Raw genomic sequence first — 22,396 nt, 5'->3', positions numbered from 1 at the left:
AAGAATTATTGAATATGTAGAAAAAAGATTATCTGTGTTTTAACGCTTATTAACTCATAGGGTAGCGTTATATTGTGTATTCTTTTTGTAATATGTTTGTATAAAATATTTAATATCAGAGATTTATAAGACGGTAATAAATGCTTCTTACTGGTGTAAGTTTCGAGGAAAATAGGTTGCTTTGCTAAGTGTGACAAATCGATTTTGAACAGGGTTACTACCTTGTTATACTATGTCTTTTTGCTGCTTTTATTGCCTATTCTATGTCTTTTTGTTTTTATTATAGTGTTTTTAATGACACTTATTTATGTTGTATAACATTGTTTGGAAGGGAAATATATTTATTTGTAAGAATATGATTATAGTATAATATGAAGATTGTCGAAGAGGATGAATCAAAATAAGATTTAACTATCATGTGTCATTTTGAGCGAAAGCGAAAGATCTCGTATATAATAGCTAATGCTTTCAGGATTTTGCGCTACGCTCAGAATGACCTCCTTTTTCAATCTCTTGTGGGGCAATTAGAGGTGTTTAAATGATAAAGATAGTACTTCTGTTTTGATGTGAGAAATAAGCTGATAAAAATAGCCGGAATGAATTTTACAACTCATTCCGGCTATTTAAATATTATTTTTAGGAATACAGATTAAGCTTATGCTCTTTCTGTCTCCTTTTTGACATTTACTGTTGGACTTCTTCTTCTGTAATCTTATTGATAATTTTCAACAAGCGTTCGCCCAATCCAATGGTATATCCATGTGAAGTGAAGACAATACGGTTGAATGTGTCGCCAATAATAAACAAAGGTAATGGTGTATTGGCTTCGAGGTTAAGTGCTTCCAGTAAATCCTTTTGAATGCTTCCATCAGTATCGATACCCCATACAACGTGTTCAGGAAGACCTGGAACAGGTGCTTTCAGGTATTTGTTGTATGCTTCACGGCTTTGGAAAAGCAATACCATTTTACGGCCACATTCGTCGAACTCTTTTGCTTTTACGGCAATGTCTTTTAAGGTATGGTCTGTAGGTTCCTGTCCTACACCCAGAATAGCCAATACATAAAGTCCTCTTCCGCAGGAGTTGAGAATGCTTGTTTCTTTTCCACTTGTAGTTTCTATGAATTTAGACTCTGAGTTGAAGTTGCCAATAACCATGATCTCCTCTGTATTGTCACGGACAATCAGTTTATCTTCTTTGGTCTGATTCTTGTGAATGTTAAACAAAGAAACCTGAGCTAATACACCTCCATCAGCCAAACGGCTTCCTGTTACCATCATATAATAGCCTGTATCAATTGAGGCTCCATCTTTAAACAGACTGCTCCATTTTGCAAAGTCTGGATAGTTAAGCAAATCAAAACGTCCGTTGTTGAATTTTGACAAGGTGAAATGACGCAGATATTCAGGATCATCAAGTTGTGGAATAGAAGAATAACTCAGCTTAAGAGTTCCTGTTTCTGCTGCTCCGGAAATACCACTTTCAAAATTCACCTTGATATCTTTGCCGTCTTTTTGGTAGAATACATTTCCGGTTACTCCGTCTATCCATGCAGGGATTTCTAAAGAACGAGCTACGGCAACAAAGAAGATATCGCGTGAAATACGGTCAGCGGTACGGCTTTTCCATACTCCAGCGGGTGAGATGAATGTACCTACGCAACAAAGGTCATCGCGTAAAGTAATATTCTTTAGACACCATTCTGCCAATTTTTCCGGTGCCTTTCTGTAACGGCGTGCATCGCTTGCCTTGATTTCTTTTTGGAAGAATGAACGATAGGCCGACAACATTTCACCTGCAATGCGCGGGGCCAAAACTTTGGCTGCATCAGATGTCATAGAAGTGTGGTATAAGTGATCGTTCAAAATGTCTTCCGGGGTATCACGAAGGTCTTTGGCTGATAATGTAGCCAACAGTTCAAGAGCACGTGCTTCATATTTCTTCTCTGCGGCTTTTTTCAGGAAGTCCATGATTTCTGCATGATTTCCACGTGATGCTACAATATATTTTTGTATGTCTTCTGCCTTGTATCCGTTAGCGGTAGCAAATTTTTGGATTGCTTCGGCATTAGGGAAGGTGGCAATATATGCATTACGAATAGAGTCTTCCAGATTGAAGCGGCGATCGTTTTCTGCACGCTGTTCTGGAGTAACTTCCGGTAAATTGAGTTTGGCAGGTGGAGGAAGCAAATCAACGGGGAATGAAAATTCTTCTCCGGTGTGGTGATCTAATTTTAAAATAGCTTCACGCTCTTTTCCAAAAGATACTTTACGGATTCCAAATTTGTCTCCTTTGGTAGCAATTACGATCATATCGCCTAATCCGGCAGAAAGGTTAGCTGTTCCGTCTTTAGGTGTCAGTACGGTATGTACTGTGAAGAATTCAGCATAGTTGTAGATTTTAAACTGCACGCTGGCTCCTTCTACAGCCACTCCTTTCTCGTCTACTACTTTTACGGTCAAAGGCTCAAATTTAGCATAATTGCCGATAATATTAATTTCTGTATAATTGGCTGTAGTACGCATAACTTCTTCCGGACCATTATATGCTCCGAATACTTTGGTGTGCATTAGCATACCACGGCTTGCAGGCAGATTAAACCATCCCAGATTCAGTACTGGTTCCGGTTCGCAGGCTCCTAAGAAATGCCACTTGCCATCTACCCATGCTTCTACCCATGCGTGATTGTCGTCTGTATGGGCCCATCGTGGGGTGTATACTTGTCGGGCTGGAATACCTACCGCACGTAAAGCAGCTACTAAAAAAGTAGACTCCTCGCCACAACGCCCGTATGCTGTCTTTACAGAAGCAAGTGGGGCACTGGTGCGCGCGTCAGCAGGCTGGTAACTTACTTTTTCGTGACACCAGTGATTTACTTCGAGTACTGCATCGTGCATGGACAAACCTTTGATACGAGGCATCAGCTCGTCATGGAATACCATACGAGCACGGTCAAGATTCTCATTATTAATACGTATTGGGAGAACGAAATGGTTGAAAATATCGTCTGGAATGTTTTTCCCCCAACTTGTTTCTTTGCGTGTAGCAAGTGAGGTGCGCACATTTTCCAAATAAAAATCTCCCGAATAATCAGTGATATCGCCTACAGGCATGTAAGCATAATAAAAAGTCAAAGCATCACGTTCCTCTTGTGTGAGTTGTTTTTGAAAAACATTGAACAGATCTCCGTGAGGTAATGCTTCCTTTTTCTTCTGAAAGTCGGCGTGTATCCGGCTGTCAAAAGAGGTTTGGGCCATTACAGGCATGGCTGCAAGTAGCAACCCTGCAATTACTGAAAAAGGTCTTTTCATAAATAAAGATGTATATTATGTTAAAGGATTTGTGGCAAAGATATGCTTTTCGGAGGGATTGTCCTAATATTTTGTATAATTAATCTCTGCCGGCTCTTATGTGAAGAGGATGACTCTTGAATTTGGTAACTATTAACTCAGAGATAATATTTCACAAACAGGTATTTATTTTATGTCTGATATTTTATTTGTTAAACAATTCAAAAGTGAATTTAAATCCTATTGAGGTGAATTTCCCTTTTTCATTACCAATAAATATACCTCCATCGAATAAATGAGTGCCAATGCCGTACCCTAATTCAATATATGGGTTTAAATGTGGCATAAAAAGGATTCCTGCATAAATACGTTCTTTTTGGATGAATGAAAGTAGACGGGTGACCGGATATAATAAAAGGAAAGGGGTTTCGTAAGTCATATTTCCTCTGAAATAATGCCGGGAAGCATTGTACCATCTTCCATCCAGCATTTGAAAAGTACCTCCCATATCATCATTCCATCCTTGTGGCAAATTACGATTTGCAAAATTTACGTAGTCGACAAAATACATATCATCTTGATTGGTGAAGAATCCTCCCCCTAAGTGATATGCAATGGTGTGTAATTGCCTGAAACGGATTTTTTGCTCGGCTGAAAATTCTACCCGTTCATATTTTCCGGAGTTTTTCATAATATTGATACCTCTTTCGTAGTCGATAACGAATGTAGGAAATTTAGAGCCTACATTGATTTTTCGGTTCCCATTTATATAGTAATACATGCCGGGAGTCCATTCTAATCGTACGCGGGGAGCAAAACTGTTATATTGTGACCGTATACCACGAGCTGCCACTTCCGGTGTGCTTTTTGTATGACGCCAGTGCATGGTTATTCCCGTCCAAAGATTCAATCCGTTTATAATTTCGATGTTGTGTGAAGCATGTAGGTATACATCCTTAAAATAATCCAGTTCCAGGCCATCAAAACTGAAGGCGCTATCGGGTAGATTTTTTAATTGGTCAAGTACAATACTGCTGTAAATGCGGTTGCCGTTTCCTATACTGAATGTAAAAGAACCATGCTTCATTGGATTATATATATATTCTGCATCCATTTGGGCGTAAAGTTCTTTTTTGGTGAAATTGTATCCTATTTGAGGAACAATATGTAGTAGTCTTCCATTATGAAACAGCTTGTTGTATTTAAATTCCTGCCGGTAAGATATTCCATTTGTATGGCTGTAGCTGACTAACAAAGGATTGATTAGAGGGGAGCAGTTGATACTTCCTATTTTAGTAATGTCTATTTCATAGCTGCTTATCAGTGCATCTCCCAGCTGTCCTATATAGGTTAAGTTTCTTTGGAATTTTGTCTCTTCTTTTTTAAGTGTATCTTGTACCTGAATTTGGTGGCGTTGGTCGAATGCCAGATACAAGGAATCTTCCCATTCATTGAGCGGGATAGGGCGGATACGGTTGAAGGAGTCACGGTTTTGTATCAGACATGCCGTGTCGCAGGTTAAAGTATAAGATTTGGTCAGATTGTATTTGCTTTTATCTTTATATAAGTACTTGGGTGTGATATCTTCTTCGCTCCTGAATTTAACGTCTTTATAGGTAAGCCATCCAGTATATTTCATTTCCAAATGGTTAAGTAGAAACTTGAAATTTACATCCAGGTTGATAAGTTGGGGGAGGTATTTTGTTTCTTCTGTATTTCCCATTCTCATGCTTAGTTGGAAACGGATTACATCGTACCTTCCTTTAAATTCAAGGTGACGGATTGTAAAGTCGTCAGCTGATATCCATATGTATCCTTCCAATAATTGAGTGCTCTTGAAACGCGGAATAATTTGTATCTTATAGGTCTTTGTTCCTAACCAGTAGCTGATGGATTCCAGATAGTAATTATAATGTATTTTCGACTGCTTATTCAGGGGTGACAGAATCTTATCTCCCATTACAGAGGGAGAATAAATGTTGAATTTAAGGTAATCTAATATGTCGAAAAAACGACTATTCCCTCCTGGGAAGGTTGTTGAAATCGCTCGTATTTTACGATCGTAAATATCTGGAGCTGTATACTGTAATTCACTGATGGACTCATGTATATAGTCTTTTATGCCTTTTTCTAACCGGAACATGGATGGCACATACTTGATGATACGGTTTTGTTTGTGAATCTGCATTTTCCCTTTTAAATAGAGATCTGCCTGATAGCTCTTCACTTTTGTCGCATAAATATTGGCTGATTGGAAGATATGTTCAAGGATGGAATCTGATACATATGGTTTATTGAGTCTGTTATTAATAAAGACATCGTTGGCATGTGCCTTTCCAAAAATAACAAATAGGAAAAGTACCAGCAATATGTGTATATAATTATGATATCTCTTCTTGACTCTCTCCATACTAGTGACAAATATATAATAAAAGCGGTTTGTTGCATGAGATTTTTAGAAATTAAAATGTAGATTTCATTTTTTCTTCCTACCTTTGTGTTCGAAAACATGGTTTTATAGCATTTATGGTTAAGAAAGAACTTACAGAAGCTGAAATTGCAGAAAGTATACCTGATTTATGGCAGCCTCTGACTACGGAACAGCGTGCGATTCTTGCACGGGACTTTACTGTACAGAAATATAAAAAAAATGAAACAATCTACTGCGAAGGGGAAACTCCTATGCATTTAATGTGTTTGCTTACCGGAAAGGTAAAAATTTATAAAGACGGAGTTGGTGGGCGTAGTCAGATTATACGTGTAATTAAAAATAAAGAATATTTTGCATATCGTGCTTATTTTGCAGAAGAAATTTTTGTAACGGCTGCTGCTGCTTTCGAGCCTTGTACGATTTGTCTTATACCAATGCCTACTATTGTAAAACTGATTCAAGAGAACACAGATTTGGCTATGTTCTTTATTCGTCAGTTATCAAAAGATTTAGGTATTTCGGACGAACGTACAGTAAGTTTAACTCAAAAACATATCCGTGGCCGTCTGGCTGAATCATTGTTGTTCTTAAAAGATACATATGGTTTGGAGGAAGATGGCAGAACATTGAGTATTTATCTGTCTCGTGAAGATCTGGCCAATTTGTCAAATATGACTACTTCTAATGCAATTCGAACTTTGTCTAATTTTGCTTCTGAAAAGTTGATTGCTATTGATGGCCGTAAGATTAAGTTGATAGACGAAGAGCATTTGAAAAAAATCAGCAAAATAGGATAATTATTGCTTTTCTGTCAGATACTTCCAAAAACGTACAGGCATATCTTTTTTATGCTTTATTGGATTAAGTCTTTCTTTTATACAGATAGAATCGAAATAGCTTTTCCAAAGTGTTTGGAAAAGCTTTTCTTTTTTATCCAGTAGACTATCATTTAACTTTCCTGTTGTGAAATGAGACTGTTCGGGAAATTCAAAAGTGATTTCGCTTACTGTATTTTGATCATAATAATATCCATATTTCCGCTTGGTGTCATAAATGAGCCAAGGCTGATCGGAAAAACGGTTTTGAAAATGAGAGATTGTAAGTGGAAATACATTGTATAAAGGAGCCATTGCTCCATAATAAATTCCATTATACGTTTTTTGAAAACGCATGAATTGGAGAACTCTATGTTGTTCAGAACTTACTTTTTTCCCTAGCTGTGTGATAGCCAATATGTCTGGATCGCTAAAGTTTGTCTCTATAGAATGCGGTGCGATGACTATTTTCCGCATATAGTTGAATAAAAGGAGGGGAGCCTCAGGCTTCTCCGAAAGCCAGCAATAAGTGAGCTGAGACAAGGCTCCCCTGGATAGTTTTTTCTTTAAAGCAGTCCATACCCGTTCTGCTTTTTTATTGTCTGTTACAACATGAAATACGGAATCATAAAACAAAGGAAGTGGCTCTTTTTCCGGCAAAAGTAAATCTGGAAATGTTTTTCGACTGTATGCATCGAATAGAGCCGATAATATTCCTTCGAAAGTATGATCGTATTGAAAAATGATCATTCTATATCTTCTATAATGATTGAGTAACTTGTTGTAAAGCTTTTGTTGGGAGCAAGATGTTGCATCCATTCGCGGTCTTTAAACTCACCATGATATCCCACTTTATCACAACGTCCATACCAAGGCTCAATGCAAACAAATGGAACATCCGGATGTACAGCACTCGGTGACCATACAGCAACTAATGGGCTGCTAAATTCCAAACTGATATAAGGCTTTTGCTCTTTATCCATCAGTGTGATTTTTTGCAACTGACTATTGTCAAACATATAAGTATCGCACATAAATGTATCGCTGGTTAGCTCCATGATTCCATTTTCTGTGTGTAAAATATGCCGTTTGTCAGATACACATCCTTTTTCTGCCGGTGAAATGTATTCTAAGTCGGTATGTTTTTTGCCAAAATCCAAATATCCACGTTTATGTGTTGTCGGATCTAAGTCGCGATAATAGAAGGCTGGATGCGCTCCAATTTGGAAATACATGTCCTTATCTCCCGTATTTTGTACACTCCACATCACTTCTATTCGATTTCCTTTCAGTCGATAGCCTATTTCAAGAACAAAAGGAAATGGGTATTTATTAAGAGTTTCCTGTGAACTTTCCAGTGTATAGATCAATGCATTATCTTCTTCGTAAGTCAGTTGAAAATCCATGTCTCGGGCAAAGCCATGCTGTCCTAATTCGTATGTAATCCCCTCGTGGTGATACTGATTGTTCCATACACGGCCTACAATAGGAAAAAGAACAGGAGAATGTCTTCCCCAAAACTTAGGATCACCTTGCCACAAATATTCTGTATTATTAACATTTATACTTACTAATTCAGCCCCATGTTCGGCTATTTGTAGTGTAATCTTATCATTAGAAAGTGTTTTCATTTTGTTTTCTTTTAAGTTGTAAATCTTTCATCAAAAGTAGTGAATTTATTCACTGAACAGTATAAAAATAGAAACTTATTTTTGTTTGTTTATTATTTTTACATACATTTGTGTCACTACCTTGAATTGTGAAATGAAATTTGGATTACATATTATACTATATATACTTATTTTCTTTTCCTGTTTGTGCTGTAAAAGGAAAGGAAATGAATCTGATCAGGAAGATTATCGTGACCGATTCCTGATCAGGGAGATACTTGATTCAGTATCTGTCAATCCTTTACAAGCTTCTAATTTGCTGGATAGTTTGCTTGTAATAGAAAAAGACAGTGTAACATATTATGAGTTGCTGGTTGTAAAGGCAAAAGCAATGATGTTTTTGTCAAAGCATGATTCTTCAGAGATTTTATTGAATCGTGCAGAAGACTTTTATAGACGCAATAAAGAACTGCCTCATATAGAGGATTTCTATATTCAGATATTAAATGGAAAAGGGAATCTTTTCTCTCGTAAGACAATGTTCGATTCGGCTCTTGTTCCTTATAATCAGGCATGTAGCTTGTGTATGAAGGGTGGTGATAAAGAAAAACTGGTCTTTTTATCACTGAATTTAGCAGATGCCTATCTCAGGGCAGGACATTATGATTTGAGCTCTTATTGGTATCGTTATTCATTGTCATTGGCAGATTCTTTACAGCTTCCTGACGAGAAACGCTTTCCTGCTTATGGAGGATTGGGGCAGGTAAATATGGAACTACGTGATTTTGTACGGTCTGATTATTATTATGATTTAGCAGGAAAGTATTATGACAGGATGACCCCTCATGAGAAAAGATTTTATCTAAATAATAGGGGAAACTCTTATTATTTTCGTGAAGATTACCCTTCTGCTTTGACGTATTTTCGCCGTCTGATGGATTTCCTCCAGGAATACCCTGAGATGACATTTGAAAGAAATATTACCATGGTTAATTTGGGTGACGTATTTCTTTCTATGGGTGAAATAGATTCTGCGGCTTATTATTTGGACCGTTGCTATAATTATTTTCAAAAAGAGGAAAATTATAGTGCATTGTATTATATCGATACGCAACTTATAGAATTGGCATTGAAAGAAGATAATGTACAACTTGCACGAAAGCGCTTGCAAAATGCTGTAACTCCAAAGTATGTAGAACCTGATATGGTACATATACGAAATCGATATTTGCAGCTTTATTTTGAAAAAGTGGGTGACTTTAAGAATGCATATTATTACCAAAGAGAGAATCAGCGGATTGATGACTCAATCCGAAGTGAGCGGGTAAAAATGAGAGCTGCCGAGATTGCCTTGAAATACAAGCAGGATAGTACATTGATGAAGAAGGAAATTCTCATACGTGAAAAACAAAATGAGGTTTTGTTGTTGAATCAATGGTTGTATCGGATTGTGTTGATTGTGGTAGTATTAATTGCTGTTTCATTGTTTATTGTATTTTACAGAAAGAGGAAAAGAGATCGTGATAAATGGAATATGCAACAGGCAATGACTTCATTGCGACTGGAAAATATACGTAATCGCATTTCTCCTCATTTTATATTTAATGTGCTGAATAGAGAAGTTGCCTTACAGAGAACGGAAAGTGATAATTTACAGAATCTGATAAAAATAATTAGAAAAAATCTGGAATTTACGAGCCATATGGCTGTCACTCTTGCTGATGAATTGGATTTTGTAAACACTTATATTCAATTGGAACGTCGTACTTTACGGAATGATTTTATTTACGTGGAGGATATTGCTTCTGACGTGGATTTGAAAACTGTACAAGTTCCTTCTATGTTGTTGCAGATTCCTGTAGAAAATGCCATTAAGCATGCTTTACGAATGAAAGAAGGGCAACAAAAGCTTTGGATTCGTATCAAAAAAGAATCTGAGTACATAAAAATTGTAATTTGCGACAATGGAGGAGGTTATAGACCTCACAGTCAGAACAAAGGAACCGGCACAGGAATGAAAGTGCTTACACAAACCATACAATTGCTGAATTCGTATAATCGTAGACAAATTGTTATGACTATAAATAATGTATCGGTAGAAGGGGGAGAAGTGGGATGTGAAGTTTGTTTCACTGTACCTTTTGTCTATTCGTATCAATTAAAAGGGAAATAAAAAGTTACTATGATGGAGAAGGTTTATAAAGTTGTTATTATAGATGATGAAGAATGTGCGATTGATAATTTATGTTTTGAACTAAAAAAATATGATTTTATTTCTGTTGAGGGAACTGCACGTAATGGTATTTCAGGAATAAAACTTGTAGAGAAGGTACATCCTGATCTTATTTTTCAGGATGTGGAGTTGCCAGATATGCTGGGAATGGATGTGGTGTCCAAAATACATGATAAGTTATCGGAAAACGCTTGCATTATATTTTATACAGCCTATAATAAATATGTGCTTGATGCTTTCCGGAATTATGCTTTTGATTTCTTATTAAAACCTATTGATTCCAAAGAGTTGGAACTTGTGATGACACGTTTTATTGATAGAATGCATTCATCTGCTCAATTGTCATCCAATCGTATTACTACAGGGACTGAAGGAGAGAAGCCATTTATGGTAGTCACTCCTACAGGTGATCTACGCTTTCTCCGTGCTTCCGAAATAGGATACTTTCGCTATTTATCTAATCGTAAAATCTGGGAAGTTGCTCTTTCAAATGGGACTTTCCTTCCTTTGAAACGCAATACTACAGCTGAACAACTTTGTGCTTACGATTCTTCTTTTATTCAAGTACACCAGTCGTATATCATTAATATGAATTTCCTTATTATGGTTCAGGACAATCGCTGTATCATGTATCCTCCTTTTAATCAATCAGGAGATTTACTGGTTTCTAAGAAATATAAAAAGGAAATGATGGACCGTTTTTATCAATTATAGATGAAGAAGATTTGCTTACTTGGATGAATTGAATAAAAAGCATAAGGATGCAAGTCTGTTGCTTGATGTTATAATGGGTTGTAGAGCTTGTTTTTTATGATTTATGTAATAAACAGCTTATTTTATTTGTCAATATCGACAATTTTTACGAATATTGTATACTTTTTCAATTCACAAGGGTTGCTATCATTCTCTTTTAATCTTAGTGTTAAGATGGTCTTGGAAATTACCCGGTTAAATTGAATTTATGGAATAGAAAAAGTGTTTTCAATTTATGGCTAATACCAGAGATTTTGAGACGGATTTTTATAGACGGATATCATAAGACTAGGCTTATAAAAGAACTGATAAAGTTGCTTAAACTAAATTTACATTATAATAATGTTATGAGAAAAGTTTTTCTGACTTCCTTTTTTTCTCACCATTCTATATTTATGTTGGGAGTGTTATTGTTCTTGTTTTCGTGTACATCAGAAATTGATAAATTAGATGAGACACAAAATAATGGAGAATATATCGAGTTTACTTTCAGTACAAATAATTCAAGAGCCAATGTAAATGCTGATGGAAGTGGATTTTTTACAGAAGGAGATGCTGTTGGTTTGTATATTAATAATGGAAGTAAAACAGAGTTTAGAAAATTGATATATAGTGGTGGCAAATGGACTCCTGGTTTAAGACGTTCGGATTTTGGGGATGGAGAACTTACTTTTTCGGCACATTATCCTTTATTGTCGGAAACTGAATTTGAGTTTTCATATCAAATTCCAACAGAACAGAATTCAGAAGGATACAATTCTGCTGATATATTGTTTGCGCAAAATACTTTGCCTGCAGGAGAATATAAATCTAATATGGTATTCAATCATAAAATGCACAGATTGATAATCAATTTAAGTGATGAATTAAAGAATGCTGGAATAAAGGTTAGAACTATTGTAAATGGTGAGGTAAATTTGCTGACAGGTGAAACGGAGGTGTCTTCTACAGGTGCTACTTTTGATTTTGTTACTCCTAAAAAAAATGCTGATGGAAGTTTGGAGGCTATCATATATCCACAACCTACAACTCCTTATAAGAGTGATGAAGGTTTGATAGAAATATCACTTAATGGTAAAAAACTGATATATAAAGTTCCGGAAGAGGGAAATGATGGAGAATTGTTGACTGCCTTTGAGGCGGGAAAAAAGTTTTCTATAAATCTGAAAACTGTAGCTCCGGATTTTGATTGGGCTAATAAGAAGGTTTGGGTGTATGGAATTAATCCACCAGAGGAAGGAGCATGGAGACAGATCTTTTCTAATTATTCTACCTATTATTTATCTTTGAAAGAGGAGTATGGATGGTATGATGTGAATAAGCGATATACTTCTGATGCGCCGGACAAATTTCCTGATGGAATGATGTGTTGGGCTGCTTCTGCTTCAAACTTGTTACATTGGTGGATGGATAGAAACGAAGAATATATTGATAAATATATTAAATTAGGAAAATATAAGGGGCCGGATTGTAAGTATAATTTTGTAAATGCCAAAACGCAAACAGAACAGGAAAGTCAAATTTTCCAAACATTTATGGATTCGTTTGAGGATGAAGCTGGAAATATAGACGATGGTATAAACTGGTTTATACATGGAGTAAAACCTAGGTTGCCTGCAATGGATTTACCTGCCAATTATGCCGGATATTTTAAAGATGTATTTCCGGATGGTGTAAAATTGGCTGCGAATATAGCTGGAATGGGAAAAGAAACCTTTAATAAAGCGATAAAGGATGCTTTATTGAACAATAAGGGTATAGGTTTTAATTCAGGAACAGTTAAGAATACTCATGCAATGACTATCTGGGGTGTTGAGTTTGATGAAAATGGTGATGTATCCTATATTTATTTTGTTGATAATAATGATAGAAATGATTATTTAAATAATGATTTTGGATGTATTAGAAATAAAATAGTTTATACTCAAATGCCGGAAGGTGGTTATATGGTAGGGCATCATACTGGTTTTATGGTAGATGGTGAATTGTATGGCAATCCTAAACCTATAAATAGATTGTATACGCTTGAATTAGGCACAGAATATTGGAAAGATTACTTTAATAAGGTTGAAAATAATAAATAAGTTCTTATGAAAAAAATAAATTCACTTTTAAGCTTTGTTGCTGTCGCATCATTTTTGTGTGGATGTGGCAATGAAATTAATGATAATACGGATAATAGTATTAATATTGTTACTTCAATTTCTTCGGAAGATATTGCACGAAGTCCGGTGCTTGATGAAACCGGAAAAGGTAATTTTATGAATGGAGATATATTTTCACTTGCTGTTTCTAATTCAGAAAAGGAGTATGTCTTGAAGGATTTTATTGTGGGAACTTCTGATTTTAAATGGAGTGATTTAAATATTTCCTCCGGTAATGGTAAGGTAGCTTTCTTGGCCTGTTATCCTAAACAAAATATAAAGGATGGAAAGTTCACTTTTGATTTAGCTACCGTTGATGAAAAAGACTTGCTTCTTGCAAAGGTTGAAGGTGTAGCTATTAATGCTGCGGAGCCAGTCTATTTGAATTTCAGACATGCGATGCATAAATTGGATATTTATTATAACTTAGAAGAAGATATAAATGTAACGACTCGATGCGAGGCTCTATCTACATGTGAAGTGAATATGTTTGAAAATACTGTAACTGCACAGAATGGTAAAAAAACAGTGTTTACACAATCGGGTAAGAATATTTTCTTTCTTATAGTCCCGCAACAGACAGCTGATGTAACTTTGAATATCACTTATGGAAATAAAACGAAGTCTTATGTTTTGAATGAGATTATTAAAGATTATAATCAGTTGGAAAGTGGAAAAAAGATGGAATTGACATTGAATGTAAAAAATGGTGATATTCAGATTGAAAATCCAACAATAGGCGATTGGGGTAATCAAGGTTCGGTAGATGGAAGTATTATCATGTAGACGGATATTTGTTTTACAATAAAATAGCTTATTTTGTATTTATGGAATCCCTGAAAATTAAGAATAAAATTTTCAGGGATTTTTATTACCTGTCTTCTTATGGAAAATAGTCGCATTAGTAAATTGTAGAATATATAATTTGTAATGGATATTATTTTTTGCTTTTAGTAGCAAATTCTGTTTGTTTAGTTCGTAATTTTCTCCATTTAGTCCTGAATGGTGGTATTGTTGTAAATTTCTTTTTAAAGAATTTTATACTTTTGCAAATAATTTAAAACAATGTTGGATATATTATTATGAAAATCGTTAATTGCAAAAGGATTTGTCTGATTGCGGGATTAATATATGGGGGAATGAACATTCACGCCCAGTATTTGCGTACTTCTTATTTTATGGAAGGAACGAGTTATCGTTTGCAGATGAATCCTGGTTTACAACCTACCCGTGGCTATTTTAACTTTCCTGTGATTGGCTCGCTTAATGTAGCTGCGTCTTCTAATGTGTTGGGGACAAATGATATTATAGATATTCTTGATTCTAAAGAGGATTTGTTTACCAATGATAAGTTGTATAATCGCTTGAAACCAGATAACCGGCTGAATGTGAACTTCAATACAGATATTCTATCATTTGGATGGTATAAAGGAAAAGGTTTCTGGTCTGTGAATGTAGGACTTCGTACTGATATAGGGGCTTCACTTACCAAGTCTATGTTTGAGTATATGCGGAATATTGATGGATTCAATATTGAAGAGGGAGGAGTCCATTCTTATGAATTAGGAAACCAAAGAGTCAATATAAATGCTTATGCAGAAGTCGGTCTTGGATACTCTCGTCCTATTACGGATAGGTTGACTATTGGTGGACGTGTAAAGGCTTTATTGGGAGTTGCTCATGCCGAAATGGAGGTAGAACGCTTTGATGTGGATTTGGAGATGCCGGATATGGCGAATGTAGATCCTGAAAATTTGCGTCCGGAAGACTGGTATGGTAGTCAATATGCTTATAATGTAAAAGCAAATGTAACTACTTCTTTCTCCGGAGGAGGATTAGGCTTTAACGAAAATCAGCAAATTGATGGATTTGATTTTGATGGTGGCATTGGTATTGCAGGTCTTGGCTTTGGAGTTGATTTAGGTGCAAGTTACAAATTGTTGGATAATCTGACCTTGTCTGCTGCTGTATTGGATTTAGGTTTTATCAATTGGAAAAAGTCGGAAACAACAGTTGCTTCAGTCGAAAAATCTGCACAAGAAACTATTGATGAAAATAATTATAATCAGTTCTTGAGCAGTGATTTTCTTAACCTGGAGCGCTTTAATCTTACGCAAGATGAAGAAGCTGCTGCCTCCTACAAGACTCGTCTTTCATCTACTGTATTAGTGGCTGGTGAATATACTTTTTTTAATAATAAGTTAGGAGTAGGAGCGATGTATTCTGCTCGCTTTGTAGAACCTAAAACTTTGAATGAATTGACTCTGAGTCTGGCTTATCGTCCTAAGAACTGGTTTAATATAGCTGCAAGTTACTCTCCTGTTCAGGCAAACGGAAAATCTTTTGGAGTCGCTCTGAAATTAGGACCATTGTTTGTTGGAACAGATTATATGTATCTTGGAGGTAACTCTAATTCTGTGAATGGATTTATAGGTATTTCATTTCCGTTAGGAAAGAAAAAAACAGAATCTATCTGATAGATTTTATTGAAGCGATTCGGATATAATACTGAAGGCTGTCTCTGTATTTATAGCTTTTTCTTGTCTGTCTCTTTAAATAATAAAGCTATAGCAGAGCAGCCTTCTCTTGTTTATACAGTAGGATTATATTCTTTTAGCAGTTTCCCTTCCAGAGTGTAGACGCGTACTGTTTCTTTTTCATACGTAGCAAACGTAGGTAGGTTTCCTCCTTTAGGGAAAGTAATGGAACCGGTATTGCAAATGACAGTGCCGTTCTGCTCTTCCAATTTCCATAAATGGGTGTGTCCGTAAAAGAAATAGTCGGGATGTCCTTTCGGCATTTTATCTTCGTTGTAAATATGGCCGTGAGTGAGAAACAAGCGTTTCCCGTTATCTACAAGAAGTGCATAGTCCGCCATTACTGGAAAGTCGAGTAGCATTTGGTCTACTTCCGATTCGCAGTTTCCGCGAACTGCTATAATCTGGTCGGCCATGTTGTTCAGACGCTCGGCTATCGCTTTGGGGTTTAATCCTTCGGGAACACTGTTTCGGGGGCCATAGTTCAGAATATCTCCCAGTATGCAGAGCATATCACATTGCTGCTCATTATAAAAGTTTAATACGGTTTCTAAAGTAGGCAGAGAGCCATGAATGTCGGATACAATTAAATATTTCATTTTTCTTTTTTAGTTGATTTGAGTAGGCAAATATACTTGTTTTGGCTGATTTTATTGGGTAATAAAAGGAAATCTTGATTGAGTGAAACCCTTCAAAAAACGTGACTTGTATCGTGAGCTCTCGATACAGGTATCGTTGCTTGTCGATACAAGTATCGTTGCCTTACGATACAAGTCACGTTTTTGAAGGGTAAAAGAGCACGGAAAACATGAATGCGATTATCGCATATCAATGATTTCGGCATTAGGATATTTTTTTGCGTCGAAACGGAAACTGGCTGCTGTCAGTCCCTGTACCGTTTTGTATGAACGTATAATAAATTTCTGCTGCTCGCCATTAGATTGTTTCACGGAAATGTCTGCTGGCTGATAAGCAGTTGAAATATGTAGTACGACCGACGAAATTTCATGATTGCCTGAAGTACGGGGAGTAAGCAGAATTTCGTAGTTCGACTTCCCTCCTTGGTTTTTAACTCCTTTGTACTGATAGTTATAATGTTGACGATAAGAGGTGAGGATGGCGTATGGATTTACGCTTTGCAGCTCTTCGGGGGTAGGGGTAGAGATTGTCACTTCTTCGTTTTCCTCTACGTAACTCCACTGAGTTTTTCCGTCAAACCAGCTTTTCACACCTCCGCAGTCCAGATAGAAGCAGGTGCCTTGCAGCATCAATGTACCTTCCTGGCTTCCTCCAAAAGTTAGACTTACTCCTTTAGACTGCTGGAAAACTGCAAGAGTTTTGTCTAAAATTTCACGGGCTTTGATGTCTTGTTGTGCAAATACCTGACCGATTCCTGTCAAAATCAGGCCTATTGCAAGCATATAAAGTTTCTTCTTCATTGTTTCAATTCTTTAAATTGTTCATACGCATTTCTAGATCGTTTTCGTCTATGCAAAGTACATCACGCGCTTTACTGCCATTGGCTGGACCTACTATACCGGCTCTTTCTAATTGATCCATAATGCGTCCGGCACGATTGTAGCCGATAGAGAATTTGCGCTGGATAAGAGAAGTTGAACCTTGCTGATGGTAAATAATCAGTCTGGCTGCTTCTTCAAACAGAGGGTCCAGACGGTTCATATCTACATCGCCTACTGTACTGCTTTCAGCATTTTCGTCAATGTATTCTGGTAACATGAAAGCTGTCGGATAACCCTGCTGGCGACTGATATAGTTGGCTATTTTTTCTACTTCCGGGGTATCCACAAATGCACATTGTACACGAACCGGATCATTGCCCTGTAAATAGAGCATATCTCCCTTACCGATGAGTTGCTGAGCTCCCGGACGGTCGAGAATCGTACGTGAGTCCATCATAGAAGCTACACGGAATGCAACTCGTGCCGGGAAGTTGGCTTTGATGGTACCGGTGATGATATTGGTTGTCGGACGCTGAGTTGCGATAATGGCATGAATACCAACGGCACGTGCCAGCTGTGCGATGCGGCAAATAGGTAATTCAACCTCTTTTCCGGCGGTCATAATCAAATCCCCGAACTCATCGATGATGATGACAATGTATGGCATAAACCGGTGTCCCTTTTCCGGATTCAGTTGCCGGTTGATGAATTTTGCATTGTATTCTTTGATATTTCGGCATCCGGCTTTACGCAATAAATCGTAGCGGGTGTCCATCTCCACACAGAGTGAATTGAGTGTCTGGACTACCTTTGTTACATCAGTAATGATGGCATCTTCTCCGTCGGGTAGTTTTGCAAGGAAATGCTTCTCGATGGGAGCATAGATGGCAAACTCTACTTTTTTGGGGTCGATAATGACGAACTTCAGTTCGCTGGGGTGCTTTTTGTACAACAACGATGTGACGATTGCATTTAATCCAACCGATTTACCTTGTCCGGTAGCACCGGCAACCAACATATGTGGTGCCTTAGCTAAGTCTACCATAAAGACTTCGTTGGTAATGGTTTTTCCCAGGGCAACAGGCAGGTCGAAAGTTGTTTCCTGAAACTTTTTGCTGGCCAGTATTGAGCTCATGGGTACAATGCGCGGATTGGCATTAGGTACTTCAATACCAATGGTTCCTTTTCCCGGTATGGGGGCGATGATACGTATGCCTAAAGCCGAGAGACTTAGGGCAATGTCGTCTTCCAGATTTCTGATTTTGGAAATACGTACTCCTTCTGCCGGAGTAATTTCGTACAACGTAATAGTAGGTCCTACGCTGGCCTTGATGGAACTGATTTCAATGCCGAAGCTACGTAATACCTTAATGATACGGTCCTTGTTGGCATTTTGTTCTTCCATATCAATGGTAGGCTCATGGTCTCCGTAAGAGTTGAGCAAATCGAGTGTCGGAAACTGATAATGTTCCAAATCCAGACGAGGATTATAGGGTTGGCTAATTTCACCATGATATTCTTCGTCTTCTTCGTTGTGGTTGTCATCTATCTCGAATGAAGGCTCTTCTAATTGCTGATTGGGCTGCAAATCTTCTTGTTCCATTTGCATAAGCATCAGATTTTCTTCCTCCTCATTGTCCTCTGTATGAGAATGGTTTGCAGGTTGTTCGTCGACAGTTAGTTCTATTTCGTTAGGCTTTGAGTCCGTGTAATTCCCATTTTTTGGCTCTGTATATTTGTTTTTGTCGTCGTCGGTTGTGGGTAATGTCTCTTCTTGAATGGTATGAGATTCTTCTTTGTTTTCTCTTTCCTTCTTTATGGCTTGTGAGGCTTCAGATTGCACAGATTCTGTTCTTTCGTCAGTCATTTTTTTCTTTCGTTTGGGCAATGACGGATGAAATAGTTTGCGTACCATCTGAATGGTAGATTTGGAGAAAAATACACCTAATAAAATGGCGGTAATGAGTAATCCAAGCAGCAATCCTGAAGCTCCGATTTGTGAACATATCCATAGGCTGATGTTATATCCGTGTAGTCCGCCCGGATACAAGAAAGAATCCTGAAATGTCCCTTCAAACATGAAACCCAGGGCAATGGACAGCCATATCATCAGTAAAGAGCATCCGGCAAACCATTTCCGTAGTTTAAAATCGTATGCTTTCATTAGTTTCATACCTGTCACTATAAGAAATACGATAATTAAATAGGCAGAAATACCGAAGCAGTCATTGATTAGAAACTGTGATAATTGTGCTCCTCGGGCTCCGGCATAATTCTGGATGCGGTTTCCTGTTTCCAGCAATTCGCCAGGGTTGGGGTGTGAAAGTATACTTTGGTCATTTCCTCCTGTAAAAAAGAAAGAACTGAAAGCAAGCAACATATATACGCCAAAAATTACACAGAAAAGCCCGACTGTAAAATGAAAGGTCTCGCTTTTGATGGCTGTTACCACTTTCCCGGCACTGATAAATTTCTCTTCGCTGGTTTTGTTATCTGTTTTTTTCTTTGTCATAACACCTTATTTTATACATGCAAATGTACGAATAAAACTAAAACTGCGAAATTTTTTTCATACCTTTGCACCATAATATGGAGTTATGGAAAAGAACACAAAAATTATATTCGATAAGAATACAGTTGAATTTGTAACAGTGGCGGCTGAGTTCTGCGGATTCTTGGAACGGGCGCCTCAGATTTCCCGTCGTTCGTTTGTAGATAAGTCTCTTAAGTTGCTGCCTTTGCTTTATCTGAAGGCATCTTTGCTCCCTCAGGGAGAGCGGATGGATGAATTCGATCCGGAGTTGTTTGTCACAGAGGGAGACTATCAGCGCATATGTGGTGGAATTGCTGCGCTGCTGGGTGAAAAGGATGATTATCTGGAAGTGTTTCTTGATGATATGGCTTACAGTGATACTCCTATTAAACAGAATATTTCAGAAGGACTGGCAGACATTTATCAACCCCTGAAGGATTTTGTATGTGTGTATCAGTTAGGATTTGAGCAGACAATGAATGATGCCTTGGTTATTTGCCGTGAACAGTTCGCTGAATTTTGGGGGCAGCGTTTGGTTAATGTGATGCGTGCATTGCATACGGTAAAATATGCTGCAGGAGCGGAAGATGAAGAGGACGAATATTCTAATGCAACTTTGCATGGGGATGAGGAGTTCGATGAAAATGACTTGTACGAAGGGCTTGAAGCTGGAGAAGATGATGGTTTTGGAGACCGTTGGGAATAATGATGAAAAACCCTTTACAGAAAACTTGGAATGATTGTACTACAGAATAAAATAAAAAAACAGATAGTAGCCGAAATGCCGAAAGTGGTTTTCCCAGGGCGGATTTTTGTAGTCTATACAGAAACGGAAGCACGGAAAGCTGTTGATTATCTAAACAGGCATGAGGTGGTAGGAGTTGATACTGAAACGCGTCCTTCGTTCCGTCGGGGTACGACTCATCAGGTGGCATTGCTTCAGATATCTACACAGGATACATGCTTCCTTTTTCGGTTGAACCGTTTGGGATTGCCTGATTTTCTGGAAGATTTTCTTTTGAACGATGTGCTGAAGATTGGACTTTCGCTGAAGGATGACTTTGCCATGCTTCGCAAACGGAATAATAAAGATCCGCGTCAAGGCAATTGGATTGAATTGCAGGATTATGTTCGTCATTTTGGAATAGAGGAAATGAGCTTGCAGAAAATCTATGCCTTATTGTTTGGAAAGAAGATATCCAAAAGCCAGCGCCTTTCCAATTGGGAAGCTGAGAGTCTTACAGAAGCACAGCAGTTATATGCAGCAACTGATGCATGGGCTTGTGTAGAGATTTATACCTACCTTGAGGAATTGAAAAGGGAAGGTAATTTTCGCGTGGAGCGGGTGATAGAAGAAGCTCCGGTTAATAATTGATTTTATCCGTTACATTTATGTCATATAAGAAAGTATATCTTAAACCGGGTAAGGAAGAATCGCTGAAGCGTTTCCATCCTTGGGTTTTTTCGGGAGCTATTGCCCGTGTAGAAGGGGAGCCCGAAGAAGGTGAAGTAGTAGATGTTTATACTTCGAAAAAAGAATTTATAGCTTGTGGCCATTTCCAGATTGGTAGTATTGCTGTGCGTGTACTGTCGTTTGATCAGGTGGAAATTAATGCTCAGTTTTGGAGACAAAAACTACAGGTGGCAAAAGATCTGCGCTGTGCACTTGGCTTGATTGGCAATCCGAAGAATAACACTTATCGTCTGGTACATGGGGAAGGTGATAACTTGCCGGGCCTTATTATTGATGTATACGACCATACTGCTGTGATGCAGGCACATTCTGCAGGTATGCATGTGTATCGGATGGAGATAGCCGATGCTTTGTCGGAAGTGATGGGAGATATTATTCAGAATATTTACTATAAGTCAGAAACTACATTACCGTTTAAGGCAGATCTGCTGGCGACAGAAAATGGCTTTATCAAGGGAGGAAGTCCTGAGAACGTGGCTATGGAGAATGGACTGAAGTTTCATGTGGACTGGTTGAAAGGACAGAAAACCGGATTCTTTGTCGACCAGCGTGAGAACCGTAGCCTGTTGGAACGTTATGCAAAGGGACGGAATGTCTTGAATATGTTCTGTTATACAGGAGGATTCTCTTTTTATGCCATGAGAGGAGGAGCAAATCTGGTGCATTCTGTAGACAGTTCTGCAAAGGCTATTGACTTGACAAATGATAATGTGGAGCTGAACTTCCCGGGAGATACCCGTCATAAAGCGTATGCTGAAGATGCCTTTAAATATTTGGATCGCATGGGTGACCAATACGACTTGATTATTCTCGATCCTCCAGCTTTTGCCAAGCATCGTGATGCACTTCGCAATGCACTTCGTGGATATACCAAATTGAATGCGAAGGCATTTGAGAAAATTCGTCCCGGAGGTATACTGTTTACTTTCTCCTGCTCGCAGGTAGTAAGCAAGGAAAACTTCCGTAATGCGGTGTTTACTGCTGCTGCACAGAGTGGACGTAGTGTACGTATCTTACATCAGCTTACACAGCCCGGAGATCATCCGGTAAATATTTATCATCCTGAAGGAGAATATTTGAAGGGATTAGTGTTGTACGTAGAATAATTAAAATAT

At 37.8% G+C, this 22,396-nt stretch carries 16 protein-coding genes; 9 read left to right on the top strand and 7 right to left on the bottom strand.

Annotation, left to right across the window (positions count from 1 at the left end):
* Positions 1–684: 684 nt before the first annotated feature.
* Entirely contained in the window at positions 685–3,312 is a 2,628-nt protein-coding gene (locus O6P32_RS02135) for a transglutaminase-like domain-containing protein (RefSeq protein ID WP_269876531.1), read from the bottom strand.
* A 184-nt stretch (positions 3,313–3,496) separates the two neighbouring features.
* Positions 3,497–5,701 carry a DUF5686 family protein gene (locus O6P32_RS02130; protein ID WP_269876529.1) on the bottom strand — a complete coding sequence of 735 codons (2,205 nt, stop codon included), beginning with the start codon at positions 5,699–5,701 and terminating at the stop codon, positions 3,497–3,499.
* 116 nt (positions 5,702–5,817) lie between these two features.
* On the opposite strand from O6P32_RS02130, the gene O6P32_RS02125 reads away from it, so the two are divergent.
* Positions 5,818–6,519: a Crp/Fnr family transcriptional regulator gene (locus tag O6P32_RS02125; protein ID WP_269876528.1), complete on the top strand. Its 702-nt coding sequence runs from the start codon at positions 5,818–5,820 to the stop codon at positions 6,517–6,519.
* Here the strand turns inward: O6P32_RS02125 and O6P32_RS02120 are convergent, their stop codons facing one another.
* Together O6P32_RS02120 and O6P32_RS02115 are read right to left on the bottom strand one after the other, a co-directional pair.
* Positions 6,520–7,287 (bottom strand): TIGR03915 family putative DNA repair protein, encoded by a 768-nt coding sequence (locus O6P32_RS02120; protein WP_269876527.1) that lies wholly within the window; start codon positions 7,285–7,287, stop codon positions 6,520–6,522.
* Positions 7,284–8,168 carry an aldose 1-epimerase family protein gene (locus O6P32_RS02115; RefSeq protein ID WP_178266497.1) on the bottom strand — a complete coding sequence of 295 codons (885 nt, stop codon included), beginning with the start codon at positions 8,166–8,168 and terminating at the stop codon, positions 7,284–7,286. The genes O6P32_RS02120 and O6P32_RS02115 overlap by 4 nt, the downstream gene beginning before the upstream one ends.
* Positions 8,169–8,301: 133 nt before the next feature.
* Between O6P32_RS02115 and O6P32_RS02110 the strand changes: the two genes are divergently transcribed.
* The 5 genes from O6P32_RS02110 (at position 8,302) to O6P32_RS02090 (ending at position 15,754) form a co-directional block, all read left to right on the top strand.
* The gene (locus tag O6P32_RS02110) at positions 8,302–10,320 is read left to right on the top strand and encodes a tetratricopeptide repeat-containing sensor histidine kinase (protein ID WP_269876526.1); all 2,019 of its coding nucleotides are present in this window, start codon (positions 8,302–8,304) and stop codon (positions 10,318–10,320) included.
* Positions 10,321–10,332: 12 nt separating this feature from the next.
* Entirely contained in the window at positions 10,333–11,094 is a 762-nt protein-coding gene (locus O6P32_RS02105) for a LytR/AlgR family response regulator transcription factor (RefSeq protein WP_269876639.1), read from the top strand.
* A 386-nt stretch (positions 11,095–11,480) separates the two neighbouring features.
* Complete coding sequence (locus O6P32_RS02100) at positions 11,481–13,217, top strand: fimbrillin family protein (RefSeq protein WP_269876525.1); 1,737 nt, start codon at positions 11,481–11,483, stop codon at positions 13,215–13,217.
* Between the two features lie 6 nt (positions 13,218–13,223).
* Positions 13,224–14,063 (top strand): fimbrillin family protein, encoded by an 840-nt coding sequence (locus O6P32_RS02095; protein WP_269876524.1) that lies wholly within the window; start codon positions 13,224–13,226, stop codon positions 14,061–14,063.
* A 296-nt stretch (positions 14,064–14,359) separates the two neighbouring features.
* A complete protein-coding gene (locus O6P32_RS02090) occupies positions 14,360–15,754 on the top strand; it encodes a DUF5723 family protein (RefSeq protein WP_269876523.1) in 1,395 nt (464 codons plus the stop codon).
* A 113-nt stretch (positions 15,755–15,867) separates the two neighbouring features.
* On the opposite strand, the gene yfcE is transcribed toward O6P32_RS02090, so the two are convergent.
* From yfcE to O6P32_RS02075, 3 genes are all read right to left on the bottom strand, one after another.
* Complete coding sequence (gene yfcE / locus O6P32_RS02085) at positions 15,868–16,413, bottom strand: phosphodiesterase (RefSeq protein WP_269876521.1); 546 nt, start codon at positions 16,411–16,413, stop codon at positions 15,868–15,870.
* Positions 16,414–16,632: 219 nt separating this feature from the next.
* Positions 16,633–17,253 carry a LolA-like putative outer membrane lipoprotein chaperone gene (locus O6P32_RS02080; protein WP_269876520.1) on the bottom strand — a complete coding sequence of 207 codons (621 nt, stop codon included), beginning with the start codon at positions 17,251–17,253 and terminating at the stop codon, positions 16,633–16,635.
* 4 nt (positions 17,254–17,257) lie between these two features.
* Complete coding sequence (locus tag O6P32_RS02075) at positions 17,258–19,786, bottom strand: FtsK/SpoIIIE family DNA translocase (protein WP_269876519.1); 2,529 nt, start codon at positions 19,784–19,786, stop codon at positions 17,258–17,260.
* Positions 19,787–19,871: 85 nt separating this feature from the next.
* On the opposite strand from O6P32_RS02075, the gene O6P32_RS02070 reads away from it, so the two are divergent.
* From O6P32_RS02070 to O6P32_RS02060, 3 genes are read left to right on the top strand one after another with little or no spacing between them, the layout of a single operon-like run.
* Positions 19,872–20,513, top strand: coding sequence for a DUF5063 domain-containing protein (locus O6P32_RS02070; RefSeq protein WP_178265390.1), 642 nt, complete (start codon positions 19,872–19,874; stop codon positions 20,511–20,513).
* A 30-nt stretch (positions 20,514–20,543) separates the two neighbouring features.
* The gene (locus O6P32_RS02065) at positions 20,544–21,182 is read left to right on the top strand and encodes a 3'-5' exonuclease (RefSeq protein ID WP_269876517.1); all 639 of its coding nucleotides are present in this window, start codon (positions 20,544–20,546) and stop codon (positions 21,180–21,182) included.
* Positions 21,183–21,199: 17 nt separating this feature from the next.
* On the top strand, positions 21,200–22,387 hold the full coding sequence (locus O6P32_RS02060) for a class I SAM-dependent rRNA methyltransferase (protein ID WP_178265392.1): 1,188 nt from the start codon (positions 21,200–21,202) through the stop codon (positions 22,385–22,387).
* Positions 22,388–22,396 lie beyond the last annotated feature (9 nt).

It is taken from the genome of Phocaeicola acetigenes, assembly GCF_027529745.1.
Lineage (GTDB): Bacteria > Bacteroidota > Bacteroidia > Bacteroidales > Bacteroidaceae > Phocaeicola > Phocaeicola acetigenes.
The sequence above is the reverse complement of the archived record's forward strand: the minus strand, read 5'-3'. Positions and strand labels throughout refer to the sequence as shown.

Bases quoted from the DNA above. Each gene is read 5' to 3' on its own strand.
- O6P32_RS02065 (WP_269876517.1), top strand. From the start codon at position 20,544: ATGATTGTACTACAGAATAAAATAAAAAAACAGATAGTAGCCGAAATG.
- O6P32_RS02075 (WP_269876519.1), bottom strand. From the start codon at position 19,786: ATGACAAAGAAAAAAACAGATAACAAAACCAGCGAAGAGAAATTTATC.
- O6P32_RS02060 (WP_178265392.1), top strand. From the start codon at position 21,200: ATGTCATATAAGAAAGTATATCTTAAACCGGGTAAGGAAGAATCGCTG.
- O6P32_RS02115 (WP_178266497.1), bottom strand. From the start codon at position 8,168: ATGAAAACACTTTCTAATGATAAGATTACACTACAAATAGCCGAACAT.
- O6P32_RS02070 (WP_178265390.1), top strand. From the start codon at position 19,872: ATGGAAAAGAACACAAAAATTATATTCGATAAGAATACAGTTGAATTT.
- O6P32_RS02080 (WP_269876520.1), bottom strand. From the start codon at position 17,253: ATGAAGAAGAAACTTTATATGCTTGCAATAGGCCTGATTTTGACAGGA.
- O6P32_RS02105 (WP_269876639.1), top strand. From the start codon at position 10,333: ATGGAGAAGGTTTATAAAGTTGTTATTATAGATGATGAAGAATGTGCG.
- yfcE (WP_269876521.1), bottom strand. From the start codon at position 16,413: ATGAAATATTTAATTGTATCCGACATTCATGGCTCTCTGCCTACTTTA.
- O6P32_RS02110 (WP_269876526.1), top strand. From the start codon at position 8,302: ATGAAATTTGGATTACATATTATACTATATATACTTATTTTCTTTTCC.
- O6P32_RS02120 (WP_269876527.1), bottom strand. From the start codon at position 7,287: ATGATCATTTTTCAATACGATCATACTTTCGAAGGAATATTATCGGCT.
- O6P32_RS02095 (WP_269876524.1), top strand. From the start codon at position 13,224: ATGAAAAAAATAAATTCACTTTTAAGCTTTGTTGCTGTCGCATCATTT.
- O6P32_RS02130 (WP_269876529.1), bottom strand. From the start codon at position 5,701: ATGGAGAGAGTCAAGAAGAGATATCATAATTATATACACATATTGCTG.
- O6P32_RS02090 (WP_269876523.1), top strand. From the start codon at position 14,360: ATGAAAATCGTTAATTGCAAAAGGATTTGTCTGATTGCGGGATTAATA.
- O6P32_RS02125 (WP_269876528.1), top strand. From the start codon at position 5,818: ATGGTTAAGAAAGAACTTACAGAAGCTGAAATTGCAGAAAGTATACCT.
- O6P32_RS02135 (WP_269876531.1), bottom strand. From the start codon at position 3,312: ATGAAAAGACCTTTTTCAGTAATTGCAGGGTTGCTACTTGCAGCCATG.
- O6P32_RS02100 (WP_269876525.1), top strand. From the start codon at position 11,481: ATGAGAAAAGTTTTTCTGACTTCCTTTTTTTCTCACCATTCTATATTT.